Raw genomic sequence first — 26,759 nt, forward strand, 5'->3', positions numbered from 1 at the left:
ATGCACCTTCTACTGCGTACCGCAACTTCTACTACCGACTGCGTACTGCAACTGCCTACTGCATAAAGCAACAACCACTGCAACTTCTACTGCGCACTGCAACTGCCAGCTACAACCGCTTTGCTTACTGCACCTTCAACTGCTCACTACAACCGTTTCAACCGACTGCGTACTGCCACCACCTACTGCGCAAAGCAACAACCACTGCAACGTCTACTGCGCACAGCCAACTGCAACTTCCACTACCCACTACTCACAACGACTTCCAACCGCCACAGGCGCGGAGCCGCTCGATGCGACTTCGCTTCAACCAGCGGCCACTGCGCGGCTTAGTGGCCGAAATAGACCGATTGCGACGGGGCCACTTGCTGCGGCTGCAGCACCGGTGCACCCGACTGCGACGTGCCAACAGCCGGCGCGCCATAACCGCTCGTATCGCCGTTCGCCAGCTTTTCCTGGGTCACGCGAGCCTGTGCGGCCTGAATGTTCTGCGGATAATTCAAATCATCGCCCGACGGGTTGTAACCCGCCTGCTCGAGCTGGACGAGCTCTGCGCGCACCTGGGCGCGGGTCAGGCCTTGCTGGCTCGACTGGGCAAACGAAACGGCCGGGATAGCGAGTGCTGCGGCCACGATAACTGCGGGGAAGAGCTTCTTCATGATCCGACCTCCATCTGTTTATGTCCGCTTCGAACTCGGTGTTCGTTAGCGCTTGATGAAAGTCTAGGCGTTAACCCTGACCAGGGAAAACCCTAATTACGCAATAGATCGTTGCAAAACGGGTAATAAAAAAAGGGGAACTCGGTGGTTCCCCTTTTTATTCGAGCTCGACCTGTAACTGCAATGCGGTCGAGCGCCGCAGTAAGCACTAACTTCGTGCGCGTCTTACGACCAGTCAGCGTGGAAGCTGCCCGGCTTGTCGATGCGCTCGAAGGTGTGCGCGCCGAAGAAGTCGCGCTGCGCCTGCACGAGGTTCGCGGGCACGCGCTCCGAGCGATAGCCATCGAAATACGCGATCGCCGACGAGAATGCCGGCACCGGCACGCCCGCGCTCACCGCCTGGATCACCACTTCGCGCAGCGCGGCCTGATAGTCCGCAGCGATGTCGCGGAAGTAGGGATCGAGCAGCAGATTGTCGAGCTGTGGGTTCTTTGCATAGGCGTCCGTGATCTTCTGCAGGAAGCGCGCGCGGATGATGCAGCCCGCGCGGAAGATCTTGGCGATCGTGCCGTACTGGAGATCCCACTTGTACTCGTCCGAGGCCGCGCGCAGCTGCGCGAAGCCCTGCGCGTACGAGATCACCTTCGAGAAGTACAGCGCACGGCGCACCGCTTCGATGAACGCCTTGCGATCGCCCGCGAACGGCTTGGCGTCCGGGCCCGCGAGCACCTTGCTTGCCGCCACGCGCTGCGTCTTGAGCGATGAGAGCACGCGTGCGAACACGGCCTCGGTGATGAGCGGCAGCGGCGCGCCCAGATCGAGCGCGTTCTGGCTCGTCCACTTGCCGGTGCCCTTCTGCGCGGCGCGGTCGAGAATCACGTCGACGAGATACTTGCCCGTCTCCTCGTCCTTCTTGGCGAAGATCTTCGAGGTGATCTCGATCAGGTAGCTGTCGAGCTCGCCCTGATTCCACTCGGTGTAGACCTGGCCCAGCTCGTCGTTCGAGAGGCCGAGCACCTGCTTGAGCACCGCGTAGCTTTCGGCGATCAGTTGCATGTCGCCGTACTCGATGCCGTTGTGGACCATCTTCACGTAGTGGCCCGCGCCGTCCGGACCCATGTAGGCGACGCACGGCTCGCCATCCGGCGCCTTCGCGGCGATCTCGGTGAGGATCGGCGCAACCAGATCGTAAGCATCGCGCGGGCCGCCCGGCATGATCGAGGGGCCCTTGAGCGCGCCTTCCTCGCCACCCGAAACGCCCGTGCCGATGAAGTGCAGGCCCGCCTTCGCGAGCTCCTGATTGCGGCGGATGGTGTCGGTGAAGTGCGTGTTGCCCCCGTCGATCAGGATGTCGCCCTGATCCAGCAGCGGCTTGAGCGCCGCGATGGTGGCATCGGTGGGCTCGCCCGCCTTCACCATCATCAGGATACGGCGCGGCTTCTCGAGCGACTCGACGAACTCTTCGAGCGTGTACGTCGGCACGAGCTTGCGCTCGGGATACTCAGCGATCAGCTCATCGGTTTTCTCGCGCGTGCGGTTGAACACCGACACCGCATGGCCGCGGCTTTCGATGTTGAGCGCGAGATTGCGCCCCATCACGGCCAGACCCACCACGCCGATTGCCTGTTTGCTCATGTTGAATCTCCACTTCAATCGATTGGGGCAATGCCGCGCGGCTACGCGCGCGGCATCGATCGTGCAAGGATAAGGGAAACGTTCTCGCGGCGTGCCGCAGCGTACATTTTGCGCGCACCGGCTTGTGGCGGACCCCGGCGGCAACCGGAGTTCGCCCGCGTGTTCGTTTCCATGCGCGCATTATTGCGCGCTTGCGTCTACTTCCCTGGTCTCCCCCGCACCTCCTCGAGGGCCGCGATTATCGCTTACTCGCCAGCCGCCGCTGGCTGCTTGCGAAAAACCACGCTGAAATTGTTGGCCGGCATCGGCACGACCGCCTCGCAGACGAAGCCTTCGGCCTGCGCGAGCGCCTCGACTGCTTCCAGATCGCGCACGCCCCACGCCGGGTCGCGCGCGCGCAAATCGGCGTCGAAGGCCTCATTCGAGGGGGCCGTATGCGCGCCGCCGCGCCGGTACGGACCATAGAGGACCAGTGCACCGCCTGCAGCAATGCGCGCGCCCGCACCTTTCATCAATGCAACAGCCGCCTCCCAGGGCGCGATGTGAATCATGTTGATGCAGACGATGGCGTCCACGGCGGCCACCGGCCAGGGCTCGCGGCGCACGTCGAGATCGAGCGGCTCGCGCAGGTTCGCAAAGCCCGTGTGGGCACGCCACGCGGCAATGGACGCGCGGGCGCGCGGGTCGGCATCGCTCGGCTGCCACTCGATGCCGGGCAGCGCCGCCGCGAAATGCGCGGCGTGCTGGCCCGTGCCGCTCGCGATCTCCAGCACCGTGCCGCGCGCGGGCAGCGCGCCGCGCAGCACCTCGAGGATCGGCGCCGCATTGCGCGCGGCGGCGGGCGCCGTGAGGCGGTGGATATCCGGGTCTTGGGGATCGTTCATCGTGTCGTGGGTTTGAGTCGCGTGGATCGGTCAGTACAGGCTCTTTTTCATGCGCTCGGCGAGGTCGGCCTCGTAGCGTTCGACGTCGAAGGTCTCGCCGTATTGCTCCGTGTTGACTCGCTTCAGCATCTCGCCCGCGCTCGGCAGCTGCGAGCGCTCGACGTGGCGCGCCGGGTCCCAGAGGTTCGAGCGCGCGATCGCCTTCGCGCAGTGGAAATACACGCTTTGCACCTCGATCAGCAGCACCGAGCGCGGCGGCTTGCCGTCCACGGCGAAGCTCGCGAGCAGTTCGGGATCGAGGCTCACGCGCGCGCGGCCGTTCACGCGCAGCGTTTCGCCCACGCCAGGCACCATGAATAGCAGGCCGATTTGCGGCGCGGCCACTACGTTGTGCAGGCTGTCGACGCGGTTGTTGCCGGGACGGTCGGGCAACGCGAGCGTGCGCGAGTCGAGGATGCGCACGAAGCCGGGCGCGTCGCCGCGCGGCGAGCAGTCGAGACCTTCGGGGCCACCCGTCGCGAGCACCACGAACGGCGAAAGCTCGATGAAGCGGCGGTAATCCGCGTTCACGTAATCGATTTCCTTGCGCAGCGAGCGCTCGTTCGGCGCACCGTAGTGCGCTTCGAGCTCGGCGGTCGTGTTCGGCATGGGGTTTTCCTTGGGGTTACGTTAGGGCTTCGTTGTTGGTGCGTTGCGGATTCGTTGGTGCTTCGTGATCGGTGACGTGGCGGGTTGCCCGAAATCGCGGCGCTTGCGCTGCCTCACGCCGAAAGGCGCGCGGCCAGTGCTTCGAGCGTGGCCGCGCACGGCGCCGCCACTTTGAGCGCGAGCAGCGGATCGGCGCGCGTCTTGCCGAGGTTGATCGCCGCCACGGGCTTGCCACGCTGCTGCGCCCAGGCGCAGAAGCGGTACCCCGAATACACCATCAGCGACGAGCCGACTACCAGCACCGCATCCGCTTCGTCGAGCGCCGTCGAGGCCGCCGCCACGCGCTCGCGTGGCACGTTCTCGCCGAAGAACACCACCGACGGCTTGAGCGTGCCGCCGCACGACTCGCAGGCAGGAATCTCGAAGGCCTGCTCGCCGTCGAAGTCGAGGTGCGCGTCGCCATCGGCGGCGGGCTCGGCGTTCGCGCCCGCGAGCGCAGGGTTGCCCGCTTCGAGACGCGGCTGCAGCGACGCGCGCGTGTATTGCGCGCCGCAGTCGAGGCAGTGCACGTGGCCGATGCTGCCGTGCAGCTCGATGACATCGGGGCTGCCCGCACGCTGATGCAGACCGTCGACGTTTTGCGTGACGAGCGCTCCTACGCGCTGCGCCGCGCCGAGCTGCGCGAGCGCGCGATGCGCGCCGTTGGGCTGCGCGAGGCCGACCGTCGGCCAGCCGATCATGCTGCGCGCCCAGTAGCGCCGCCGCGCGCTTTCGGATCCGAGGAATTCCTGCAGCGTGATGGGCGGCGAGCGCTTCCAGGTGCCGTTTTCGTCGCGGTAGCCGGGAATGCCCGAGTCTGTGCTGATGCCGGCGCCGGTCAGTAGGAAGAGGCGCGGATGGCGTTCGGCGAATGCGTGCAGCGCGTCGAGCGCGGCAGGGTCGGGTTGGGTGGCGGCGAGGGGCAAGGCGGGATCGGACATGACGGGGCGGTGGGGATTCGGGGTACGAAGGTCGTCGATGTTGACGATGGCGGTATTGCTGGCGCGATGGCGCGCAATTTCAGGCGCTATCCGGGTGTTTCGGCGGGGCGCTTCGTGGATGTTCCGGCATGTGCTTTCGCTTTGGTGGATCCGGCGGGTTGACCCGATCCGTGCGTCTTCGTCCTGGCGGCTCCGCTCGCCGGTGCCTTCGCTGCCGAGGCTTGCTTGTGGCCCTTCTCGTGACCCTGCGCAGCCGCCGCCTGGCGCGCGGCCTCGCGAGTTTCCCAAGCCGTTAAGGCGGCGCGCCAGCGGTCCACCTCTTCGTCGTAGAGATCGAAGATGCAGGGACTGCAACCGCTCTGGCAGCAGTCTTCGTTACTGGGCCGCTCGGGCGGCAAGGGACGCGGGTCGTCCTCGGGACGTGGGGGCAAAGACATGGAGGCGCGGACGTTGTGGCGGTTTGGCGCGTTCAGTATACGGGAGCATGAGAACGCGCGTGCGGTGGCGCGGCGGTGTTGATCTGGCCACACGCGATGCAGTCGCGCCGCTGGCCGGGCGCCACGGGCTTCTGCAGGACCGCGCTCTTCGACTTGTGTCGAGATGTAGATGCGCACCGAGCCCTTCGAAACGAGTTTGCAGTCCGGCGTTTAGACAAGGACAGCTTTGACCGTCTTCAGGTCCCGCGCGAGAGGTTTTGGATCCGTCGGATCCCTCACACGCTTTATCGATGCGCTGCGGAACATCGAAGTCTCGCGGCTGAGATATGCGTGTTTTTGGGACGAGAACAGTTACTGCAATGCTAGATTGCAGGCGCTCTCCGCTCAGGGGCACGAGAGCTCGCAGTTGTGAGATAAAGCGACTCGCCTCTACGTCCGCCGCCCTGAACGGTCTGGACAAAGCCGCCCGCTTTTCCCACCGGTCCAACGTATCCGCTGAAAACCCGGTCTACCTGCATGAAGATATCTCGCTTGAAACAATCCTGCCTGTGCGTGCTTGCCACGTTGACTGCCAGCTATTTTGCGAATGCCGCTCTGTTGCCTGGGGACACGGGTACTGCCGCGAAACAGAATGTGCAACGCGCCTTGTTGGGGAGCGCAGTTGCTCCAGAGTGTCAGAGCGCAAAGGATTTCAAATTCGAGTGCCAAGCCACCGCGCTGGGCCAATACTCGGATGCGCGCCAGTACCTCGACCAAGCGATAGCGAAGAAAGGCGATGCTGCAGCGGGCATGGTTTCCCGAGGTAACGTTGAGTTTCGGCTTCATGAATACGATAAAGCGGTGAACGATTACACTTCAGCGCTGGAACTCCGGCCACACGACGCCGGCGTTTTGTCTCAACGTGGGGTCGCGTTCTTCAAACTGCACGACTATGCGCGTGCTTTAGCAGATTTCAACGCGGCTCTTGCGATCGACTCAAGTTTGATGGACGCTTTTCTTGGGCGCGGCCTCATCTACTACGACCAGCAAGAGTATGGCAAAGCCGCAGACAATTACGTGAAGCTAGCCAGCCTGAGGGCCGCCGCGAATCGGGAAGACGCTATCGCGTCTTACAAGACCGCAGCATGGTTATATGGTCAGGTCAACCGCGAGGCAAATGCTAGGGCCAGTATTAACGCCGCACTCGCACTTGCACCTGATAGCGCTGCGCTGTACGCGACGCGGGGTCGGCTCGAGCGCGAACAGGGTGATCTGGTCGCCAGCTTTCATGACTACTCCCGCGCAGTACAACTGGATCCGGACGATGTTGATATACGCGATGGGCGCTCGGCGGTACTGGAACAAATGGGACAGTACGAGGCCGCGCTCGACGAGATGGACAGGATTCTGCTGACGCCACGTCAGGATCCCGAGTTGTACATCGACCGTGCAAACATCCTGATGGACTTGGGGCGTGATGAGCAGGCTCGTGCAGATTTTGAAACGGCGGCGCAACTAAATCCGGACTCCCCTCGCCTTCTGAATCAGCGGATGCGACTATGGTTTTATCTCGGAGATTATGGCGCTGCTGCAAGTGATGCAGATCTGTGGCTGGCGACAAAGGGGAAAGTGGATTCCGACAAGAATGTGCAGTACATCCTCTTGTGGCGCCACATTGTCATGCAACGCCAAGGGGTTGACGACAGGGAATACATGTCGGCTGCGATGGCGCGCCTGTACAACCGTGACGTGTGGCCCTATCCGTTGATGGAGTATTCGATTGGCCGGCTGGACGAGCGACAAATGAAGCGCGCTGCGTTGTGGGGTGATCCGCAGAAGCAAAATGAGCGCGATTGCGAGGCCGCGGCGTATGTCGGTGAAAAATACCTGGCACACGATCTACCGGACCAGGCAGCCGAAAATTTTCGCATCGCACTTCAAATCTGCCCATTCGACTTCGTTGAGCGCAAACTTGCCACGCACGGGCTGCGACAGATCACTACTGCTACCGAAAAGCATCGGTGAGCGCCAGTTAGTCCGGCCTGAATAATTCGTTTTGCGCGGCGCTAGCCGTCATACCTTGAAGACGACAGTGGTCGAGCGGTTGAGCAAAGCCAACAGAACAAGGGCGCAAAAAAGCCGCAGCTTTCTGAGGATCATGCGCAGGTTGTGGCCGGCACCACACAGCACAGCGTGAATCGCATCACCGAGCGCGCCTTTGAGCCAGTTTCGATCGAGTTTACCGTCCGTCTTCATGTGGCCAATGGCAGGCTCGATTGCGCTTCGTCGCCGGATCATTGCGCGCAGCTGGCGCGTGATACCGCGCCGCAATCCCGGGTGATAGATCTTCACTCCCTCGACAGCGACACCCTTGTAACCGCGATCCACGATGGCGACTTCAGGCTTCACATCGCTCAGGATCGCCGCCTGCTCCAACGCTTCAGCCAGCGTGTGACCGTCGTATGGGTTACCCGGCATCGAGCGGGCGCCAACCACAAGCCCTTCCTTGTGGGTCGTCGTGATCGACACTTTCACACCGAATTCGTAGGGTGTGCGAGCCTTGCCTTTCGCCAAACATTCGACTTCTGGCGCATACAGTGCGTACAGCTTGTTTTTGTCCTTCTGCTTTTGCGACAGGATCCGCTTCGTGCGACCGATCAACTCCTGCAGCGCGATGCGCTCAGTGTTGGCGACTGAATCAAGCTGGCGCTCCACATCACGCATCACCCGCCCGACGCGCGAGCGCAACGTGCGAAGCGCCTTTTTCATGCGCTTGTACTGCTTCGCATGCGCGTAGCGGCCAATTTGACGCGCCAGGTGCGGCGCCTCGCGATTGTAATTCTGCCGCAGCTTCAATCCGTGCCGTGCCGCGGCCTTCACCAGATGTTCGCGACACCGCTCAAGCAGGCGCGAATCGGTTGGATGGGCGATCGCCTTTTGCATGACCGTCGTGTCAACGATTACGCGTTTTGCACTTGAGGCCTTGATCACGCCGGCGCGCTTCGCCGCTTCGATCGTCTCGGCCAGCAGTTCTTCTACTCCGGCTTCGCCCAGACGCTTGCGCCAGCAGGTCAGGCTCGACGGATCAATCGGCGGCTCAGTCTGCAAAAATGTTTCGCCAGTGAAGACCTGATTGCGGTAGGAATACCAGTTACCCGATACCCCCCGCTTAGATCCGAACGTGCCCAATTCAGGCATTCGGCTCCCACCTCGGGTGATTGACGGCAAATCGGTGATCTGGCCAGGCATGAAGAATCTGCGGTTGAGGCAACCACTCGTCTGCCAGACGCTGAATACGCTGCCACGTCATCGTGTCCTTCTGACTGCGACGCCGGAGCGTCCGCCGCCAGATGTTCATAATGCCGTGCCTGAACGCACGCAGCGACCGGATATTGGTCGGAACGGCATGGTACGCAAAGTAGCCCCGAACGATCTGCGCCAGCCAGCGCCCTTGTGAGGCGATCGGCTCGTGCATACGCAGGCGCATTTGCTCCTTGACCTGCTTGAGCTTCGCGCGCAGCCGGTCCTTGCGGCTCTTGCGCTTGAGCTGGAAACTGCCGTTGAGTGACGTTCCACTTATGTGGGTGAAACCCAGATAAGCAAACGTCTCCGGCTTGCCCATGCCCTTACGCCTTCGCCGCTCGGCTGCATACCGACCAAACTCGAGCAGACGGGTCTTCTCCGGGTGCAGCGTGAGGTCGAATTCCTCCATGCGTTGCCGCAGTTCCTTCATCGGCAGCAGCGCATCTGCTTCGTACTGGAAGCCCACTACCGTATCGTCCGCGTACCGCGACACAATCACCGTGCCGCGGGCCCGCTGACGCCGCCAACGCTCTATCCACAAATCAAAGACATAGTGCAGATAGATGTTGGCGAGTAATGGGGAGATCACTGAACCCTGGGGCGTACCGGCCTGTACGGACATCAGCCTGCCATTGTCCAGCACCCCAGCATCAAGCCATTTGCCGATCAGGCGAATGACTCTCGGGTCCGCCACCCGATGCTTTACGAAACGGATCAACCATTGCCTGTTGACGGTGTCGAAAAAGCTTCGAATGTCGGCGTCCAGAATCCAGTTCACCGGTCGCCACTGAATCGCGGCAGCCAATGCGTCGAGCGCATCATGCTGGTTACGACCCGGGCGAAACCCGTACGAGAAGCCGAGGAAGTCTTCCTCATAAATGGCGTTCAGAACATCAATCATTACGCTCTGCACAAGCTTGTCTTCCAGTGCAGCTATACCCAACGGCCTGAGACCTCCGTCGCCCTTGGGAATATAACGGCGCAGCACTGGCAGGGCACGGTAGCTCCCTGTGTGAACCCGCCTGTGCAGGTCCCGGAGATTGCTCTCCAGTCCCGCTTCATAGCTTTGCCACGTCATGCCATCAACTCCCGGCGCCGCCTTACGTTTGAGCGCATAGAACGCAGCGCTCAGCCGCTCGACTGTGACGTGGTGCAGCAACGTCGTGAAACGCATCTTCTTATGCTGTCTCGCCAACTGCCGTACGCGATCCAGTCCCTGTGACACGCTTCCCCGGTTCTGCGCCCGGCGCGTGTGATTCTGGTTCGCGTTTCCCTCGGTCCCCGCCCTTGGCTCCACCCACTCCGCAGCCGGTTTCCCGACCTTGTTCGCAGGCTTCTTCGCTACTACGGCGGAGTCTGACTTCTCACGTCCGTACATCATCGGCTTCGGCTCCTCACCTTCCCGACGCGGGCCTGGCTAATACCGCTACAACGCCAGGTCAGACGTGAGATCTCCCGGTTCCCGTGCAAGGCGCTTGCGTGCATGCCAGGTTCTGCGACCACGCCGGATCGGCAGGCACTCGCGATGTCGCGCCCGCTCGTATTGCCTTCCACGTACTGGAGCGCGTCGGCATCCGGGATATAAACCATTTCGTGGCTCCATGGCTGGCCTACACATTCCCCTGCCGACGCTTCGCTGACCTCCTCACGGATGCCCGCGCACGGCTCGGGGGCGATGTGGCTCGCTATGCCTTCATCGTAGTGGACTCTCACCACCTACGCCTTGCCGGTCTCCCGGCGCACCCAATAAGGATTCTCCACCCATTGCCAGACCACTTCCTCGTCCGACAGATCGAACGCATGCTGGAGATACAACAAACCAGCAATCAGCCTCGGTGATGTGGCCGGCCGACCTTTGTGTGAGACGAAGCTCGCGCTCATCGACGCATTCAATCCATCCCAGTTGATCAGATCGGCCAGACGCACCAGCGGATGCTTCAGGTTGATCTGCTCGCGCAGAGGATGCCGGAACAAATCGCCTTCGCTCACCGCTGTCTTCGGACCCATCCAGACCTCGACAGAATTTGCAGGAAACCACCCATAATCTGCCAGGATCCTGCAAATCCATCAACAACTTTCCGCTCTAAACCCTTGCCGCACAGGGCTCTTCGAATTTTTCAGACCCGACCAGTTAGCATCCAGCAGTCGCGGCGATACCGGCGCATCAATGCGCGCGCCCGCAGCGAGCCACCGCTTTATCCGTGGATCAAGCTCTTGGGACGGTGGCTTGAGCTTGCAGGCTTTGCAGCCGGGCAGCGCGTGAGGATCGAGGTCCACCACGGCAGGCTCGTCATCACGCACGATTGAAGTGCGCTGCAAACAATAAACCCAGCTCGAAGCTGGGTTTATTGTTCATGGCACTACCGGAGCCAGAATGGCTTGCCCTCCAAAGCGTCATACTCCGCGAGCGGCTTGTTCTTGTCCCGTGCAAAGCCGGCAAGGTCGGAGATCACCACTCGAACCGGCTGGTAAATATTAAAAGCATCGAAGAATGACTTCGCAGAACCGCAGGCGCCCGCGAAGTTCTCGAAGTACTTGCTGAACACATCAGCCAATGTCGACTGCTCAGGATTCAGCCAGCTTTTCTCCGGGTTCGCAAGCATTGCCGCGTCCCACTCAACCGATGTCTTGGCTGGCCGTTTTGCAAATATCTCTCGCACTTGATCCATCATCGCCAATGCGGGCCCCAACTCCTCCCAGCGAAGGTAGCGCCGGTATAGGCGATCCGTCAGCAGGCTCCAGTCTTGCTCGTGGTTGGCCTCTTCCGTGTATGCATTCAGGCAGTCGAAGAACAACGCAACATCTGGTGCGGGTCCGAGTTCATATATCGAATGCCCTCCATCAAATCCAATCTTTCTCATCACTTAAACCTTATGGATGTAGGACTAATAATCCCATTGGACTTCTGCACAATGCCTTGGATGATGGATATTTTCTGCGCATCTGTCACCACCTGACCACGCGTATCAATCACCACCTGCTGCTGCATTCCATCAGGCAAGTTGGCTTGGCGCTGAATCACCTGCTTCGCAACGTTATCAACCAATCCGCTCGAATTCGTAGCGATATTGTAGTTCTTAACCTCGAAGCTCGAGCTTCCATCCTGCGCCACGAAGTCCGGCCGCACACTGCCTGAGGTGCCATAGGACACCTGCTTGCCGTCCTTGTAGCTCACTTGCGGATCGTGCCCCGGACCAAGGTCCGAACCCACATCATTTTCCGACTGGCGCGGTGACGGGCGGTCACCACCACCGTCAGCGAACGTCGCATTACCCGGCCCATACCCCGCCACCGAACTGCTGGACGACATGCCCGCGTCCGTTGCCTGGCCCACCGCCGAATCAACCAGCACCGCTCCCGGACTCGCCGCCGGCGGCTTGCCGCCTCCTATGCCAACAACGGCGTTTGCACCGTTCGCAATACCCTGGGCTACCTGATCCGAATGCGGTTGCGCGATCTTGGCGTTTGCATCGGCTGCCGCCTGCGAACCGAACTGCCCGGCCCATCGCATCACGTCATCAACCGGATGACCGTAAGTATCCGCGAACCAGCCCGTCACGCTGTCGAGCAACTGGCTGCCCGTGCCGCCCTGGCCGCTGGCATTGCCAGAGCTCCGGTTATACAGGTCCGCATTCGACGCCGCCGCCGCACCCGCTCCGCCTCCAACCAGCGCACCACCCAGCCCCGCCAGTACGTTCGCCGCTATATTTCCGGCCGTCATCGAACCGGTCGCACCACCAATATCGTCGGCCAGACCGTTCAGCTTGCCCGCAAACGCCGACGCCACCCCAGCGCCCGCCGCTCCGGCCGCCGCCGATCCAATCCCGCCACCACCAAGACCACCAATCAGCGCGCCACCCGCAATATGCAGCTCCGTGCGGTTCGTCCCTCCCTCATCCCACGACTTCGCATCAGCCATCGCCGCGTTGTAGGCGTCCATGTCGCCCGCGTCCTTCGCCGTTTTCGCCGCATCCAGCGCATCGTCGCGCTTCTTGTCCGCATACGCCCCAATCCCCTGCGCCACCACCTGACCCGCCGCCTGCGCCGCCGCCATCGTGTCCGCCTGCTGGTTCAGGATGGCGTTCACGTCCGGCGTCTTCGACACCTGCCCGTTCGTGTCCGTCGTATCCCGGCTCAGGGTGGAGATGTCCTGCGTCTGGTGCGTCGGGTCCGTGAGGCTGATCGTCCCGGCACTGATGGCGCTACGCGTGGTGGCGCTCTGGTCCCCACTGTCGTTCTGCGCCATCATCGGCACCACGCCACCACTTCCCGGCACCGACGCAGGACCCACCGCCTTGTCCGACACAGCGCCAGGCGACAGCCCATACGACCCGCCCATGCTGTTCGCGCTGTAGTGGCTCTTGTTCCCGATATCGCTGAACGTCAGCGTGCCCGTCGTCAGGCTGTTCTTTTCCGCATCCGCCGTGCTCGATATCACCGCTCCCGTCAGCCCCGTGTTCCCCTTCACGTTGACGTTAAAGCCACCGTCGCCCGCGTAAATCCCCGCCTGTTCGCCCACCTGTGCGTAATCGCCGTCCGCGTGACCCTTCTGCGCCGTCACGCTCGCATTCGCTCCGCCGTACTGGCTGATCGAGAACCCACCGCCTGCGCTGCTCTGATGCGCCGCGCTCGTGGTCGTATCCTGAATCGAGCTGATATTCAGGTTACCGCCAACATCGGCCGTCACCTGTTTTCCGGCTATTTGCGAACCCGTAATGTTCGTGTCGCCACCGCTTATGATCGTCGCGCTGTTCGCCGCGTTCACATGCGACGCGTTCTGCATCTGCGCATCGCTGTTCGCATCTCCGTGCGCGTTGCTCATCGCCGCCGACACACCAAACCCACCGCCCGTCGTCCACTGCACACCCACGCTCGCACTACTGCTGCTGTTCGAACTGCGGGTTTGATCAGTATCCGTCGCGTTTCTTATGTCGACCTGATTCTTCGCCGCCAGCACCACGTCGTTTGCGCTGACATTCGAACCGGCAACCGTCAGGTCACCCTGGGTTGCCACGAACGTGGCCGTACCGCCAGCCTGCACGTTCGAACCGCGGTTGATCGTCTGGTCTTCCGACGACTGGCTCTGACTTTGGCTCGAGCCCACGCTGACCTGCACACCGATATCCGGCTTGCCCTTGCCGGTGATGGCGTTCTTCGCCCCGATGCCCGCGAGCGTCGCATCGCCCGCCGCCGCAATGGCGTGCAGGGCGCCCGCACGGTCATTGCCGCTGTCCACCGAGCGGCCAACGGCTTGCCCCTCCGAATACGCGTTGTTGATTGCATTGCCCATGCTGCCTGCGAGACCAATCGTCAGTCCGCTGCTGCTCGTCTTCTGCGTCTGCGCCTGATGCGCCGTATCGGTCGCCGCATCAATGATCACGTTCGCCGCAGTGCCCGTGACATTACCGCCCGCCACAAGATCACTACCCGTGACATGCAGGTTGTTCCCCGCCTGAATCGAAAGATTGCCGTCAATCGACCCAACCGTGCTCGCATTGTTCGTGACGCTCGATTGCCGGTCGGTCGTCGCAAGCTTGTTGCTGCCAACCGTCACCGTCAGGCCGCTCGTGCCAAGCCCCGTCGACTTTTCCTGATACGTGCCCGACGACTGCATGGTGTCCTGCGTCGTGGTGATGTTCACGTCATGCGCTGCGCTGAGCGCAACATCGTTCGTGCCGACGATGGTGCTGCCCGCCACGTTGATGTCGTTGCCGCTCGCAATCGACACGGCATCGGCCGAAACCAGGCTGCCCTGCGAGAGGGTCGTCGTGGTATCGCGCGAGCTCGACACCTCCTTGCCGCTCACCACATTGCTGTGGCTATGCTGCTCCTGCGAATTATCGACATGCGTTTCGCTAGCCGCCCCAATATTCACATTACCCGTTGCCGCCAGCGTCGCCGTTCCCTTGTCGAGACTGATCGCGCTGCCCGTAACGTTGATATCCTTGCCCGACACCACGGTGAGCGAATTGCCTGCATTCAGCGTGGTCGCCGTAAGCGTGTCGTCGGACCGGTGCAGCGAGTCCGAATAACTGCCGTGGCTGTCGCTACCCGAACTGTTGCTGTCGATGGTCGAGGTGGCCTTCGCCGCCTCGAGCGTCACGTTGCCGTTCGCCGCGAGCGTGCCACCACCGCCCAGGTTGAGCTTCGCGCCCGTCGCCGTCAGGTCGCCGCCCACGCCGATCTGCGACACGCCGCCAACGGTCACCGAACTGCCCGTCACCTGGTTGATGTTCGTGTTCGACACCCCGTTCGCGCGCTCGACCACCTTCTGCTCGCCGGTCTGCACCGTGCCCAGATCCCAGTTGCCACCCACGGCCATGCCCAGGTTGCCGCCCACGTTCAGGCTGCCCGCGTGCTGCTCGAAGTTGCCGCCCGTCACGATTGCGGCGTCGCCCGCCACATTCACGCTCGCGAGGGAGCCGAGCGTGGTCATGGTCCGCGTCGCGCCTGTCGCGCTGATCTGGTCGACGCTCTTCGCGGCGGTATTGAGTATCAGGTCCCCGCCCGCGTTCAGCGCGAGGCTGCCGGCCCTCACGCTGGCCGACGTCAGGTCGATATTGCCGCTGGTCGTCAGCGACATCAGTCCGCCGCTTTGCAGCGCGCCGAACGCGTTGTCGATGGACTTGCCGTCGATCGACAGCGTGTTGCCCGCCTGCACCGTGCCGCTGTTCGTGAAGACCTGCGCGTTCTTGAGATCGATGTCGGTCGCCGCGATCAGCGGCCCGTTCATGTTCTGCTGGCTGGCCTTCGCGAGATAGACGACCGGCACCAGCACGGACTGCCCGTCGACGATCTCGGTCTGCATGATGACGACGTTGCTCGTGAGCGCCGCCACCTGCTCGGCCGACAGGCCCACGCCAAATGGCAGATTGAGCGATTGCGCGAGCGATGCGCCCGCGGCGAGCAGCGCCTGGTACATCGCCTGGGTGTCGGTGTACGGGCCGAGCACCGCCTTGCCGGTGAGCGACGTGATCTGGTTGCGCACGAGCTGCTGCTCGTAGAAGCCATCGCCAAGGCGCTTTTCGGTGGTCTGCGGATTCAGGCCGATCTGCTGGAGGTAGTAGTCGCTCGAAATGAACGTCTTCTGGTTCGTGAAGGCCGGATTCGTCTCGATCAGGTAATCGGCCCCCGGAGTGCTCACAGGACGGAACAGGCCGCCCTGCGGGATCGTGAGGTTTTGCAGGACGTTCTGCGCCGTCGCGCTGGCAATGACCGGGTTGACCATGCCCGAGCCGCCGCCGACCGTGGCCGTCCCGGCGCTCGTGCCACCCGCATTGCCCTGGACTGAGGAGGCGCCGCCCGTATTCGTGCCGCTCGCGCTGCCCTGGATCGAGGACGTCCCTCCCGTCGTCGTACCGCTCGCGCTGCCGCCCGGCCCGCTGATCACCACTCCGGAGAGCGCCTGGCCGGGGGCGAGACCGAGTGACGGAATGCCCGCATTGCCGGCCGTGTTGTCGATACTGATGCCGGTGCCGGAAAGCGTGCCGCCCGCCACAAAGGTCGATTCATACCCCGGAAGCCCGTAATCGCGGATATCGGCCGGCGCCGCCTGCGTGTAGCCACCGGGCCGCGAGCCGATGAACGGCGCGTCGCCGAACGGGAGGGTCCAGTCCGCAATGCTGTGGTCGTAGTTCGTGTAGTGGTAGTAGCCGGAATACGTCACCTGAACTTCGGGCGCGGTTTGTCCCTGCCAGCTGTTCTGGTCGAGCGTGACCGGTGCCGTGATGTTGCCGACTGACGCGACCGCGCTCCAGTAGTTCTGGAACAGGCCCACGTTCGTGGCGTCCAGGTTGCCGCCGGCAATGATCTGAGCCTGCGGACTGATCGACGCGATCAGGTTCGCCACCGCCACGCCCGTGTAGGTCGTGTACTGGTAGCCGCTGTTCCACTGGCCGCCGTGTGGCGGCGTAGTGAAAACGCCACCGATGGCATTGGGATCGCCGGTCAAGACCCAGCCGACATAGGGATGACCTGGATCGCATGCCGCCGCGACAATGGCCGTACACCCCGACATGCTGATGCCAAGCTGCTCCAGCAGCGCCGGATCGACCGGCTGCGTCAAGCCGGTCGTGGTCACAGCCGTCCGCGTGTTCGTCACCTGGGCGGCGTCGAGCTTCATGTCGCCCGCCGATTCGATCAGCCCCGACTGGTTACGGATCAGGTTGGCGCGGGTGTAGTTGCCGTTTGCATCCTTGCCGCCCGCCAGCACCACGTTACCCAGACCGTAGATCGCGGTGCTCGCCTGCGTATCGGTCATCGTGGTGTCGTCGCGGTTCTCGATATCGGCCGCGAGCAGCTCGAGCGTCCCGTTGCTGTCCGTTGCGCCAATCAGCGCGGTCGGCCCGAGATTCGTGATCGATTGCGTGGCATTGAGCGAGACGCTGCCCCCCACTATCACGCCCGTATTCTCCAGCGTGTTCGAGTGCGTGGTGAGCGTGCCGCCCGCCATCATCGTGCCACTGTTTTCGATATCGCCCGCGTTGATGCCGAGGTTGTTCACCGCCTCCAGCAGCGCGCCATTGCTGAACGTGCCGGGCAGCGTAAAGGTGAGATCGTGGCCGGCGGCGAACTGCAGATCCGGCGTGGGCGCGAAATCGCCCTGGACGCTCACCGCGACGTCGTTGGCCGCGCTGTATGCGCCGCCGCCCGTGAGTGCCGCCGCATTGACGGACAGGTCATGTGTCGCGCCGATCTGCCCGCTCGTGTTCGTGACCGCACCGGTCGTCGTAATCGCGACGTCACCGTTCGAGCCGGTCAGGTTGCCAATCTGGCCACTGCTGTTGTCGACGGTATCGCCTCGCACCGTGACGTTCGCGCCGCTCAACTGGCCGCCCTGCATATTCAGGAATGCAGAGGTATTGACGGTGACATTCCCGTTGCCAGTAATCACGCCACCTCGGTTGACGGTCTGACTGCCACCCTGCACGGTCGCATCGCCGCTGCCGAGGTCACTGATGAGGCCGTCCGTATTGTCGACGGACGCGGCCTGAACGACGAGTGTGCTCGTTTCGTCCGCCGTACCCGTGCCGGACTAGATCTGTCCGTTCGTGTTCGTGAGCGCGCCGCCGCTCGCGAGCGTCAAGGACGAGAGCGAGCGTATCGCGCCCTGCGTATTGTTCACGTCGCCCGACACGTTAGCCGCAATGTTCCCCTGTGCGGCGAGTACGCCATTCGCGTTGTTCAGGGTCCCGGCCCACGCCGCGATCTGGCCGGCGGCAATGATCTTGCCGCCCACGTTCGAGAAGGTGCCCGCACCACTGCCTGGTGCGATCGTCAGCGTGCCCGTTCCGGCGTCGAGGATCGTGCCACCGTCATTGATGAGCGCACCCGGCGCGAGAGTAAGGTCAGTGCTGTTGGTCTGAAGCGCACCGCCGTTCGAGTTGTCGAATGTGCCGCTGACGTTGAACCCCATCGTGGGGGTGCCATACTGTGTAATTGCACCGCCATGATTGATCAGGTCCGTCGCGCTCAACACAAGCTGGTTCGCCTCGATATCGCCACTGCTGTTGTCGAGCGTGGAGTCAATCATGAGCGCCAGATTCGGCGCGACGATCGAGCCGCCGTTGTTCGTGAGCGAGCCGCTGTGAATGGTTTCGTCCGAGCCCGCGCCGATCTGGCCGCCATCGTTGTTCAGCATGCCGCTGACGAGGCTCAGGTCCGTATTCGATAGCAGCTTGCCGCTGGTGTTGTTCAGCGCGCCGCCGACCGTAGCCGTCAAGCCGTTCTGGCCGATGATTGAACCCGCCGCGTTGTTGAGCGCACCGGCCTGCGCCACGATCTGCCCGTTGCTCTGGATTGTGCCGCCAGCGTTCGAGAGCGATCCCGCGCCGCTGTCTGCATCGATCGTCATCGTGCCGTGACCGGCGTGCGTAATCGTGCCGCCGTCATTGACGAGTGAACCCGGGGCAAGCGTGAGGTCCGTGCTGTTGGCCTGGAGCGTGCCACCGTTCGAGTTGTCGAACGTGCCGCTGACATTGAAGCCCATCGCCGACGTGTCGTACTGCGTAATCACGCCGCCGCGGTTCAGTACGTTCGCCGCGGCCAGTGCAAGCTGGTTCGCCTCGATATCGCCGCCGCTGTTGTCGAGCGTGCCGCTTGCCGCTACCGTGAGGTTCGGTGCGACGATCGAGCCGTCATGGTTCGTCAGCGAGCCGCTATGGATCGCTACGTTCGAGCCCGCGCCAACCTGGCCGCCATCATTGTTCAGCATGCCGCTGGCGAGGTTCAGGTCCGTGTTCGAGAGCAGCTTGCCGTTGCTATTGTCGAGCGCGCCACCGACCGTCGCCGCAAGACCCTTCTGGCCGATGACCGAACCGGCCGCGTTATTGAGCGTTCCGGCCTGGGCCACGACCTGCCCGTTGCTCTGGATCGTGCCGCCGGCGTTCGAGAGCGATCCTGCGCCGCCACCCGCGTTGATCGTCAGTTTACCGTTGCCGGCGTGCGTGATCGTGCCACCATCGTTGTCGAGCGAGCCGGACGCGAGCGTGAGGTCCGTACTGTTGGCCTGGAGCATGCCACCGTTCGAATTGTCGAACGTGCCGCTGACATTGAAGCCCATCGCCGACGTGCCGTACTGCGTAATCACGCCGCCGTGGTTCAGCACGTTCGTCGCGGCCAGTGCGATCTGGTTCGCCTCGATGTCGCCACCGCTGTTATCGAGCGTCGAGCCGATTGTGAGGGCGAGATCAGGCGCGACGATCGAACCGCCATGATTGGTCATCGATCCGCTGTGGACCGTCACGTTCGAACCCGCGCCAATCTTGCCGCCATCATTGTTCAGCGTGCCGGTGGCAAGGCTCAGGCCGGTATTCGAGACCACGTTGCCGTTCGTGTTGTTGAACGCGCCGCCAACCGTTGCCGCAAGACCGTTCTGCCCGATGATCGAACCCGATGCGTTGTCGAGCGCACCGGCCTGCGCCACAACCTGCCCGTTGCTCTGGATGGTGCCGCCAGCGTTCGAGAGTGATCCCGCGCCACCGCCCGCGTTTATAGCGAGCGTGCCGCTACCGGCGTGCGTGATCGTGCCGTGGTCGTTGACTAGCGTGCCAGGCGCGAGCGTAAGGTCCGTGCTATTGGTCTCGAGCGTGCCGCCCGCCGAGTTGTCGAGCGTACCCGATACCGCAACGCTCATCGCCCCCGAGCCCGTCTGCGTAATCTTGCCGCCTTCGTTCACGAGGTTACCCGGCGTCGAGACGGCGACCGTGGCCCCGTCGATCTCGCCCTTCGTGTTGTCGATGGACGCGCCGCTAGCGGTTGTCAACGTACTCGAGAGCGTGCCGCCAGCGTTGTTCAGTGCGCCAGTCGCGTTCGCCGTGAGCGAACCGCCCGCGGTAATCTGCCCGCTGTTGGCGAGGTTCCACGCCTGCAATACCGCGTTGGAAAGCGCCGAGATCTGCCCGGCGTTCGTGAACGAGTAGGCGCTCGCACTGATGTTGCCGTTACCACCGATTACGCCGCCCATGCCATTGAGCAGCGTTCCGGTCAGCCCCAGGTTCAGACCGTCGCCGTTCAGCGAGAGGATATGACCGCCCGTATTGTCGAGCGACGCCCCTGACACCGAGAGACCGGCAGCACTCTGCATCGTCCCCTGGTAGTTGGCGATGGCGCCGCCGCGCACCTGCATCGCGCCCTGCGAGACGAACGTGCCCCCCTGGTTCGCAATCTGCCCGGCTACCTGCGCGACGAGCGGCCCATGTGCGGAGACTGCGCCGCCCTGGTTCGACAGGTTACCCGCGCTGAGCGTCACGCTATTGCCGCCGGTTAGCGTGCCGCGGTCGTTCAAAAGCGTACCCGCAGCGTTTGCCGTCACCGCGCCCCCGGCGCTCGTCGTCGCACCCGCGAGATTCAGGTCGCCTGCGTTCGCCGTCATCGACAGATTGCCGTTGGCCGCCGTCTCGCTGCCCGCGAGATTCACGCTGCTGCCCGAGAGGTTCGCGTCGCCGCCCGATACGTTCTGGCCGGTGGCGGTCAGCGCGCCCGCGGCGGTCAAGTTCAGGTTGGCTCGCTGCGTGACGTTGCCGTTGCTGTCCACGCCCGAAGCGAGCGATCCCGTCGATGACACAGCACCCGCGCCCACATTCACGGCCTGCTGCGCGGCCAGTGTGCCGCTGTTGACCAGTGTTCCTGCCGTGTTGGCCGAGAGCGCCTGCTGTGCGTACGTGGTGCCGGTGTTCTCGATGCCCTGCGAGGCGTTGAGCGCCACATTGCCGCTCGCGCTGGTCCTGCCCGAGAGCACGAGCTTGCCGTCCGCCTGCAAGGTCAGGTCGCCCGACTGTGCCGCGAGCGTTCCGGCATTGCCGACCCCCACCCCGTGCTCGTTGCTCACGAGCAGGATTCTCCCGGCGTACATCCCTCCCAGCTGGCTGACGTCAATCGAGACGGGCGAAGGGACGCCGTTGCCCGCGATGGGCGTGGCCGCGAGCGTGTCGTGGTTGACGTTGTTCGCACCCGCGATGACGTTCAGGGTGTTCGCATAGATCGCCGCATTGACCTGCACGGCTCGCGTGATCAAGTCCACCTGATCGACGTTCGAGCCGTTGAAGCCCTGGCCCTGCACGGCGATGTTGCCGCCCGTGACGTTATAGCCGGTGAGTGCGCCGTTTGCGTCGATGAGCGGCACGCCGGTTGTCAGGACCGCGCGCGAGGTATTGATAAAGGAGCCGCCGTTCACCGACAAGCCCGACGGATTGGCGATGACGACGGTCGCCCGCTGGCCTGCAACTTCGAGCGCCCCATTGAACTGCGAGGGATTCGGGCTATTGACCTGGTTGACGATGACTCTGGCGGACTGGCCCGGCGCAAAGTTCGGGTTGCCGTTGATGTAGCCCGCCTGCTGCGTCTGGACGAGGGTCGGCGAGTTGTTGAGGATCGCGCCGTTCCTCTGCACGTCGAACTGGCTGTACGTATTCATCGATACGCCAGCGCCGCCCGGTCGATTGATGTCGACTTGAGGCAGACCGTTGGCGGTCTGCTGCACCTTCGGCGCGTTTGCGCCGGACGGGACGATCTGCGCGAAGGCCCCGAGCGGCACGCCCGCGAGCAGCGCCGCCGCGACGGTTGCCGTCACAACCGTTTCACCCCGCCCCCCCTTCCCGCTTGCGCTCGCCGTCTCTTCCACGGCCACGAACATCCCGCGCAGACGGCTGTATACCAGCCTGTAGTTTTGATTCACCGACTTAACCCCGCGTAGCGTTTATTACGCAAGCCTGACGGCGGGGTAATCTCAAAACTCGTCAAATATTGTCAAAGCCGCTCATGCAGCAGCGACTCCAGATTTATCTCAAACGATTCAAAGCGTGATGGCTGTATCCGTGGCGCGCTTACAACGCCCATACACCGCGCGCCACGGTGCGTGACGCGCGTAAAACGCAAATCGTCGCGGTAAGGCGGCGTCCCGATCCTTCGCGCGCCCCGCGCCGGGATCAGCCGCGCCCCACGAACGGCATCTTGGTCGCCATGATCGTCATGAACTGCACGTTCGCCTCGAGCGGCAGCTGCGCCATGTGCAGGACCGCATCGGCGACGAGCTCGACGTCCATCAGCGGCTCGACGGCGATCTCGCCGTTCGCCTGCGGCACGCCGCGCGCCATGCGCTCGGCCATCTCGGTGGCCGCGTTGCCGATGTCGATCTGGCCGCACGCGATGTCGTGGCGCCGCCCGTCGAGCGACACCGACTTCGTGAGGCCCGTAATCGCGTGCTTGGTGGCCGTGTACGCGATGCTGAACGGCCGCGGCGCGTGCGCCGAGATCGAGCCGTTGTTGATGATGCGGCCGCCGCGCGGGCTCTGGCGCTTCATCAGCGCGAACGCCGCGCGCGTGCACAGGAACACGCCGGTGAGATTCGTGTCGACCACGGCGCGCCAGTCGTCGACGGAAAGCTCGTCAATCTCGACCGCCTTCGCGCTGCGGCCCGCGTTGTTGAACAGCAGGTCCAGCCGCCCATAGTGCGTCTGCACGCTCTCGAAGAGCGCGTCCACCGAGGCGGCATCCGCGACATCGCACGGCACGGCCAGCGCCTCCTGGCCGGCCGCGCGCGCCTCGGCGGCGAGCGTCTCGAGCGGCTCGGCGCGCCGGCCCGTGAGCACCACGGCATAGCCGTTCGCCAGCAGCTTGCGCGCACAGGCGCGCCCGATGCCGCTGCCCGCGCCGGTCACGAGCGCCACTTTGCGCGCGGGATGCGCGGCCGTACCCGTTGCCGCGCCTTCGTTTCGATTCGCTTCTGTCATGATGTCTGCCTCGTTGCGATCAGTTTCAATCGATTCCATCGTACAAGTCGTTGCCCTGGCGCGATGGGCGATTTGCAATGTGCGCTCAGCGCGCCGCCAGCATCGCGCGCAACACGTCCACGAACGCGCTGCCCGCCTGCGAATCCATGCCGCCGTCGCGCCATACCGCGAACACGCCCACGGTCAGCTCCGGCTCCACGCGGCGGATCGCGACCGGCTCGCCCGCGCTCCTCGCGGTGATCTCGTCGAGCAGCACGCGCCCGATGCCGCGCGCCGCCAGCGAGCGCGCCACGTACCAGGTCTGCGCCTCGACGGCGGCAAGCCGCCCATCCACGCCCTGCGTCTCGAGCAGATGGCCGATGGTCTCGCCCAGCGGGTCGACATTGCCGATGCTGATCCAGTCGCCATCGACGAATTCCTGCAGCGCGAGCGGCACGTCGGCGGGCGTGGGATCGTCGGGCGGCGCCACGCACACCACGGCCGTGCGGCCGAGTTCGAGCGCTTCGATGCCGGGCCGCGCGGGCGGGTTGAGTGCGACGCCCACGTCCAGCTCCCGTGTGAGCAAGGCGTTGAGCAGCTCGGCCGTATGGCGCGTCTGAACCTTGAGCGAAACGGCCGGGTAGCTCGCGCGAAACGCCTGCACGGCCTGCGGAATGAGACTGAGCCCGAGGCTGGGCAGACAGCCGATGCGCAGCAGTCCTTGCGGATGCAGCGCGAGATTGCGCGCGAGGTCGCGAATGCTGTCGAGGCTCGACTGGAGCTTCTGCGTTTCGGCGAACAGCAATTCGGCTTCGCGCGTGGGCTGCAGGCGGCCGTGCGTGCGCGCGAACAGCTTCAGGCCCGCGCGTCGCTCGGCATGCGCGAGCACCTTGCTCACGGCGGGCTGCGAGACGCACAGGAGCTCGGCGGCCTTCGAGAGCGAGCCCGTGCGCATGATCGCGTGGAAGACTTCAATATGACGTAGACGCATGAGACGCGAACGCAAAATCAGATGCGGAAATCGGCGGCCATGTCCTCGTCGCTGCGCGCCACGATCTCACCGCTGCGCGCGGCCTTGATGAACGCCTCGTAGTCGCGCTCCACCTGATCCGCGTAGCTGGCCGCATAGCCCGCGAGCGCCTCGGCGAACGGGTCGCCGCGCCCGATATACGCAGCGATCTCGATAGCCGCATTGCCCGACTTCGCATGCGCGCGCGCCATCGCCCAGCCGCACATGCGCGCGTAGCCCGCGAGCAGCGTGCTGTCGAGCAACTCGAGGTCCACCGAGAGCTTCATGTCGCGCAACTGGCGGAAGTAGAAGTGGCGCCCCGAAGGCCCCGTGGACCAGCCGAGGAAGAGATCGCTCGCGGCCTGCAGCAGGCGCTGCCCCTGCACCACGCGCGCGCCCTCGTGCTTGAAAGCGGGCGATTTGAAGTACTGGGAAATCACGGATTGGCGCGCTTCCTTCAACTGCAGGAAGAGCGGCTTGCCGTGGTGATCGACGAGCAGCATGACGAGGCAGCGCGTGCCCACGCTGCCCACGCCCACCACCTTGAAAACGAGATCCTGGATCTCGAAGTGATCGAGCAGCTCGCGGCGGTCGGGCGCGAGCGTCTTCAGATAGGCCTCGTAGGTCGGCGTGATCATCGAGCGCCAGTCGCCGTGCGTCAGCCAGTTGTCCTCGTGCTCGTAAAGCGAATTCGGGCCGTGCACGTGAAAGAGCGCGGGCGGCGCGTCGCGGATCGTCCAGTGCGTGTTGGCTTTGCCTTCGCGCTCGTCGCGAAAGGCGAGCTTTTCGAGCATGCTCTCGTGCGTGCGGCCCGCGGCCTTCTCCATGCCGCGGCGAATCAGGCGGCGGCCCTCGGGTGTGAGTGCAGTCTCCACCATGCGGTCGAACGTGATCTTGTCGTACCAGAGTTCCAGCGCGCCGAATTCCGCATACTGGCGCATGCGGTCGCGATAGGTGGTCACGGCCGTCATCACGAGGTCTTCGGCCACGCCGCGCGAGTAGCGCATGTGCCGCGCCGCCACCACGAGACTCGCGACGAGCCGTTTGAGATCCCACTCCCAGGGACCGGGCGCCACTTCGTCGAAGTCGTTCAGATCGAACACGAGCTGGCGCTCGGGCGTGGCGAAGCCGCCGAAGTTGAGCAGATGGCCGTCGCCGCAAATCTGCATGACCATGCCCGTGTTCTGCACCTGGGCGAGATCGTGGGCCTGCAGGATCGCGCTGCCGCGAAAGAACGTGAAGGGCGAGACGATCATGCGCCCGTAGCGCAGCGGCACGAGGCTGGGCACGCGCCCCTCGCTGTTCTGCTTGAGCAGCGCGACCGGATCGCGCTGCAACTCGCCCACCTGCCTGTGGCTCGAGCGCTTCGCGCGCTCGCGCGCGGCGCGGCCGGCCGCCTCGCGTTCTGCTACGGTCCTTCCATTCATGAACGGCTCCATTTCTCGAGGATGTTCGTGGATGCTCGTAATGCACTCCGCATTGGCTTGCAAGGATAGCCTGACGCGCCGATCATATTTAAGCGTGCGGCCCCTTTTTGTGCAAGCCGGCAGGTCGCCCGCGCAGTGAGCGCGCACGGCGTGCGCCGCTCATGTACCGTGCGCTCTGGACGCCACCCGTCAACACGATGGGCGGGTAGCGCCCCGGGGATGCGTCCGGGCCCGGTCCTCACCGCATTACGAGGTCACCATGAACGTCGATGTCTACGGAACACTCGTCGCCGCGTCGCTCGTGCTGTTGCTCGGCAACCGCCTCGTGGCCGCGCTGCCGCTGCTGCGCAAATGGACGATTCCCGAGCCGGTGGCGGGCGGCCTCGTGGCCGCGCTCGCCGTGTTCGGCCTGCATTCGTTCGCGCACGTCGACGTGCGCTTCGACGTCTCGCTGCAAACGCCGCTCATGCTCGCGTTCTTCGCGACCATCGGACTGAACGCCAGGCTCGCGAGCCTGAAGTCCGGCGGGCCCATGCTCGCGCGCTTCCTTGCCGTGGTGGTCGGGTTGCTCCTGCTGCAGAACGCGGTCGGCATCGGGCTGGCGTACGCGCTGGGTGTCGACCCGCTCTTCGGTCTGCTGGGCGGCTCGGTCGCGCTCTCGGGCGGACACGGCACCGGCGCGGCGTGGGGCAAGGTCTTCACGGAGCGCCACGGGCTGCAGTCGGCGACCGAGGCCGCCATCGCCTGCGCGACGTTCGGGCTCGTGATGGGCGGCATCCTCGGCGGCCCCGTCGCGCAGCGGCTCGTCAAGCGCCTCGGACGCAGCGAAGCGGCAGCGGCGCGCGCGGCCGCAGTCGATGTCGATGCCGATGGCGAACACCATGCTCCCGCCGCCCAGGCCGCCCCGCAGGCGTTCGAAGAACCGCAGGCCGAGCAGCCGACCACCGCCGCCGCCTTCATCGAAACGCTCACGCTGATTGCCATCAGCCTCGCCGCCGGCAACGTGCTCGCGGGCTGGCTCACGGGCACGGCATTCGAGCTGCCCGCCTTCGTGTGCGTGCTGTTCGTGGCGGTGCTGCTCGCCAATGGCCTGGCCGTGCTCGGCCTGCCCGCGATCGAGCATGCCGTGGCGCTGATCGGCAATGTGAGCCTCGCGCTCTTTCTCGCGATGGCGCTCATGACCCTGCGCCTGTGGGACCTCGCCGCGCTCGCGTTGCCGGTGTTCACGATCCTCGTCGCGCAGGTCGTGCTGATGGTGCTCTACGCGAGCTTCGTCACCTTCCGCGTGATGGGCTCGAACTACGACGCCGTCGTGCTCTCGGCAGGCCATTGCGGCTTCGGACTCGGCGCGACGCCCACCGCCATCGCCAACATGCAGGCGGTGACCGCGCGCTTCGGCCACTCGCATCTCGCGTTTCTGGTCGTGCCGATGGTAGCGGCGTTCTTCATCGACATCGCCAACGCCATCGTCATCAAGTTGTTTCTCGCGCTGCCCATTTTTCACTGAGTTTCACTGGGCGGCCTCGCGCACGGGTCCGCTGATCCGTAGCGGCTGGACTTCGCGCTAAAATCGCGCGATGCGCCCCCCCGC

15 protein-coding genes and 3 pseudogenes are annotated in these 26,759 nt (G+C 64.0%); 3 read left to right on the forward strand and 15 right to left on the reverse strand.

What is annotated here, in order from left to right:
* Window positions 1-329 precede the first annotated feature (329 nt).
* The 6 genes from BO1_RS19630 to BO1_RS57700 form a co-directional block, all read right to left on the reverse strand.
* Window positions 330-659, reverse strand: a complete 330-nt coding sequence (locus BO1_RS19630; RefSeq protein WP_028219013.1) for a DUF4148 domain-containing protein — start codon at window positions 657-659, stop codon at window positions 330-332.
* A gap of 225 nt (window positions 660-884) precedes the next feature.
* Entirely contained in the window at window positions 885-2,294 is a 1,410-nt protein-coding gene (gene gndA, locus BO1_RS19635; protein WP_028219014.1) for an NADP-dependent phosphogluconate dehydrogenase, read from the reverse strand.
* 245 nt (window positions 2,295-2,539) lie between these two features.
* A complete protein-coding gene (locus BO1_RS19640) occupies window positions 2,540-3,178 on the reverse strand; it encodes a DUF938 domain-containing protein (RefSeq protein ID WP_043285508.1) in 639 nt (212 codons plus the stop codon).
* 30 nt (window positions 3,179-3,208) lie between these two features.
* Window positions 3,209-3,826 carry a pyridoxamine 5'-phosphate oxidase family protein gene (locus tag BO1_RS19645; protein WP_028219016.1) on the reverse strand — a complete coding sequence of 206 codons (618 nt, stop codon included), beginning with the start codon at window positions 3,824-3,826 and terminating at the stop codon, window positions 3,209-3,211.
* A gap of 113 nt (window positions 3,827-3,939) precedes the next feature.
* Window positions 3,940-4,806 (reverse strand): NAD-dependent protein deacetylase, encoded by an 867-nt coding sequence (locus tag BO1_RS19650; RefSeq protein ID WP_028219017.1) that lies wholly within the window; start codon window positions 4,804-4,806, stop codon window positions 3,940-3,942.
* An 86-nt stretch (window positions 4,807-4,892) separates the two neighbouring features.
* The gene (locus BO1_RS57700) at window positions 4,893-5,243 is read right to left on the reverse strand and encodes an oxidoreductase-like domain-containing protein (RefSeq protein WP_084688055.1); all 351 of its coding nucleotides are present in this window, start codon (window positions 5,241-5,243) and stop codon (window positions 4,893-4,895) included.
* A 531-nt stretch (window positions 5,244-5,774) separates the two neighbouring features.
* Here BO1_RS57700 and BO1_RS19655 point away from each other — a divergent pair.
* Window positions 5,775-7,247 (forward strand): tetratricopeptide repeat protein, encoded by a 1,473-nt coding sequence (locus tag BO1_RS19655; protein ID WP_043285510.1) that lies wholly within the window; start codon window positions 5,775-5,777, stop codon window positions 7,245-7,247.
* A gap of 48 nt (window positions 7,248-7,295) precedes the next feature.
* Here BO1_RS19655 and BO1_RS51835 read toward each other — a convergent pair.
* The 3 genes and pseudogenes from BO1_RS51835 to BO1_RS19675 all read right to left on the reverse strand — a co-directional run.
* A pseudogene (locus tag BO1_RS51835) lies at window positions 7,296-8,354 on the reverse strand (IS5 family transposase); the annotation flags it as partial.
* 58 nt (window positions 8,355-8,412) lie between these two features.
* Window positions 8,413-9,906: a group II intron reverse transcriptase/maturase gene (gene ltrA, locus BO1_RS19665; protein WP_028219084.1), complete on the reverse strand. Its 1,494-nt coding sequence runs from the start codon at window positions 9,904-9,906 to the stop codon at window positions 8,413-8,415.
* Between the two features lie 362 nt (window positions 9,907-10,268).
* Window positions 10,269-10,532, reverse strand: a pseudogene (locus tag BO1_RS19675) (transposase); the annotation flags it as partial.
* On the opposite strand from BO1_RS19675, the gene BO1_RS61875 reads away from it, so the two are divergent.
* The gene (locus BO1_RS61875) at window positions 10,488-10,832 is read left to right on the forward strand and encodes a SymE family type I addiction module toxin (RefSeq protein ID WP_084688059.1); all 345 of its coding nucleotides are present in this window, start codon (window positions 10,488-10,490) and stop codon (window positions 10,830-10,832) included. The pseudogene BO1_RS19675 and the gene BO1_RS61875 sit on opposite strands and share 45 nt — an antisense overlap.
* 53 nt (window positions 10,833-10,885) lie before the next feature.
* Here the strand turns inward: BO1_RS61875 and BO1_RS19680 are convergent, their stop codons facing one another.
* The 6 genes and pseudogenes from BO1_RS19680 to BO1_RS19700 form a co-directional block, all read right to left on the reverse strand.
* Window positions 10,886-11,386 carry a hypothetical protein gene (locus tag BO1_RS19680; RefSeq protein WP_028219020.1) on the reverse strand — a complete coding sequence of 167 codons (501 nt, stop codon included), beginning with the start codon at window positions 11,384-11,386 and terminating at the stop codon, window positions 10,886-10,888.
* 1,424 nt (window positions 11,387-12,810) lie between these two features.
* A pseudogene (locus BO1_RS62290) lies at window positions 12,811-16,245 on the reverse strand (hemagglutinin repeat-containing protein); the annotation flags it as partial.
* Between the two features lie 1,314 nt (window positions 16,246-17,559).
* Window positions 17,560-21,699, reverse strand: coding sequence for a beta strand repeat-containing protein (locus BO1_RS62295; protein WP_156992324.1), 4,140 nt, complete (start codon window positions 21,697-21,699; stop codon window positions 17,560-17,562).
* 250 nt (window positions 21,700-21,949) lie between these two features.
* On the reverse strand, window positions 21,950-22,753 hold the full coding sequence (locus BO1_RS19690) for an SDR family oxidoreductase (protein ID WP_043285534.1): 804 nt from the start codon (window positions 22,751-22,753) through the stop codon (window positions 21,950-21,952).
* A gap of 85 nt (window positions 22,754-22,838) precedes the next feature.
* Window positions 22,839-23,723 carry a LysR family transcriptional regulator gene (locus BO1_RS19695; protein ID WP_028219022.1) on the reverse strand — a complete coding sequence of 295 codons (885 nt, stop codon included), beginning with the start codon at window positions 23,721-23,723 and terminating at the stop codon, window positions 22,839-22,841.
* A gap of 17 nt (window positions 23,724-23,740) precedes the next feature.
* Window positions 23,741-25,168, reverse strand: coding sequence for a DUF2252 domain-containing protein (locus tag BO1_RS19700; RefSeq protein WP_028219023.1), 1,428 nt, complete (start codon window positions 25,166-25,168; stop codon window positions 23,741-23,743).
* A 259-nt stretch (window positions 25,169-25,427) separates the two neighbouring features.
* On the opposite strand from BO1_RS19700, the gene gltS reads away from it, so the two are divergent.
* Complete coding sequence (gene gltS, locus BO1_RS19705; RefSeq protein WP_028219024.1) at window positions 25,428-26,675, forward strand: sodium/glutamate symporter; 1,248 nt, start codon at window positions 25,428-25,430, stop codon at window positions 26,673-26,675.
* Window positions 26,676-26,759 lie beyond the last annotated feature (84 nt).

This window comes from Paraburkholderia oxyphila NBRC 105797, from assembly GCF_000685075.1.
Taxonomy (GTDB): Bacteria; Pseudomonadota; Gammaproteobacteria; order Burkholderiales; family Burkholderiaceae; genus Paraburkholderia; species Paraburkholderia oxyphila.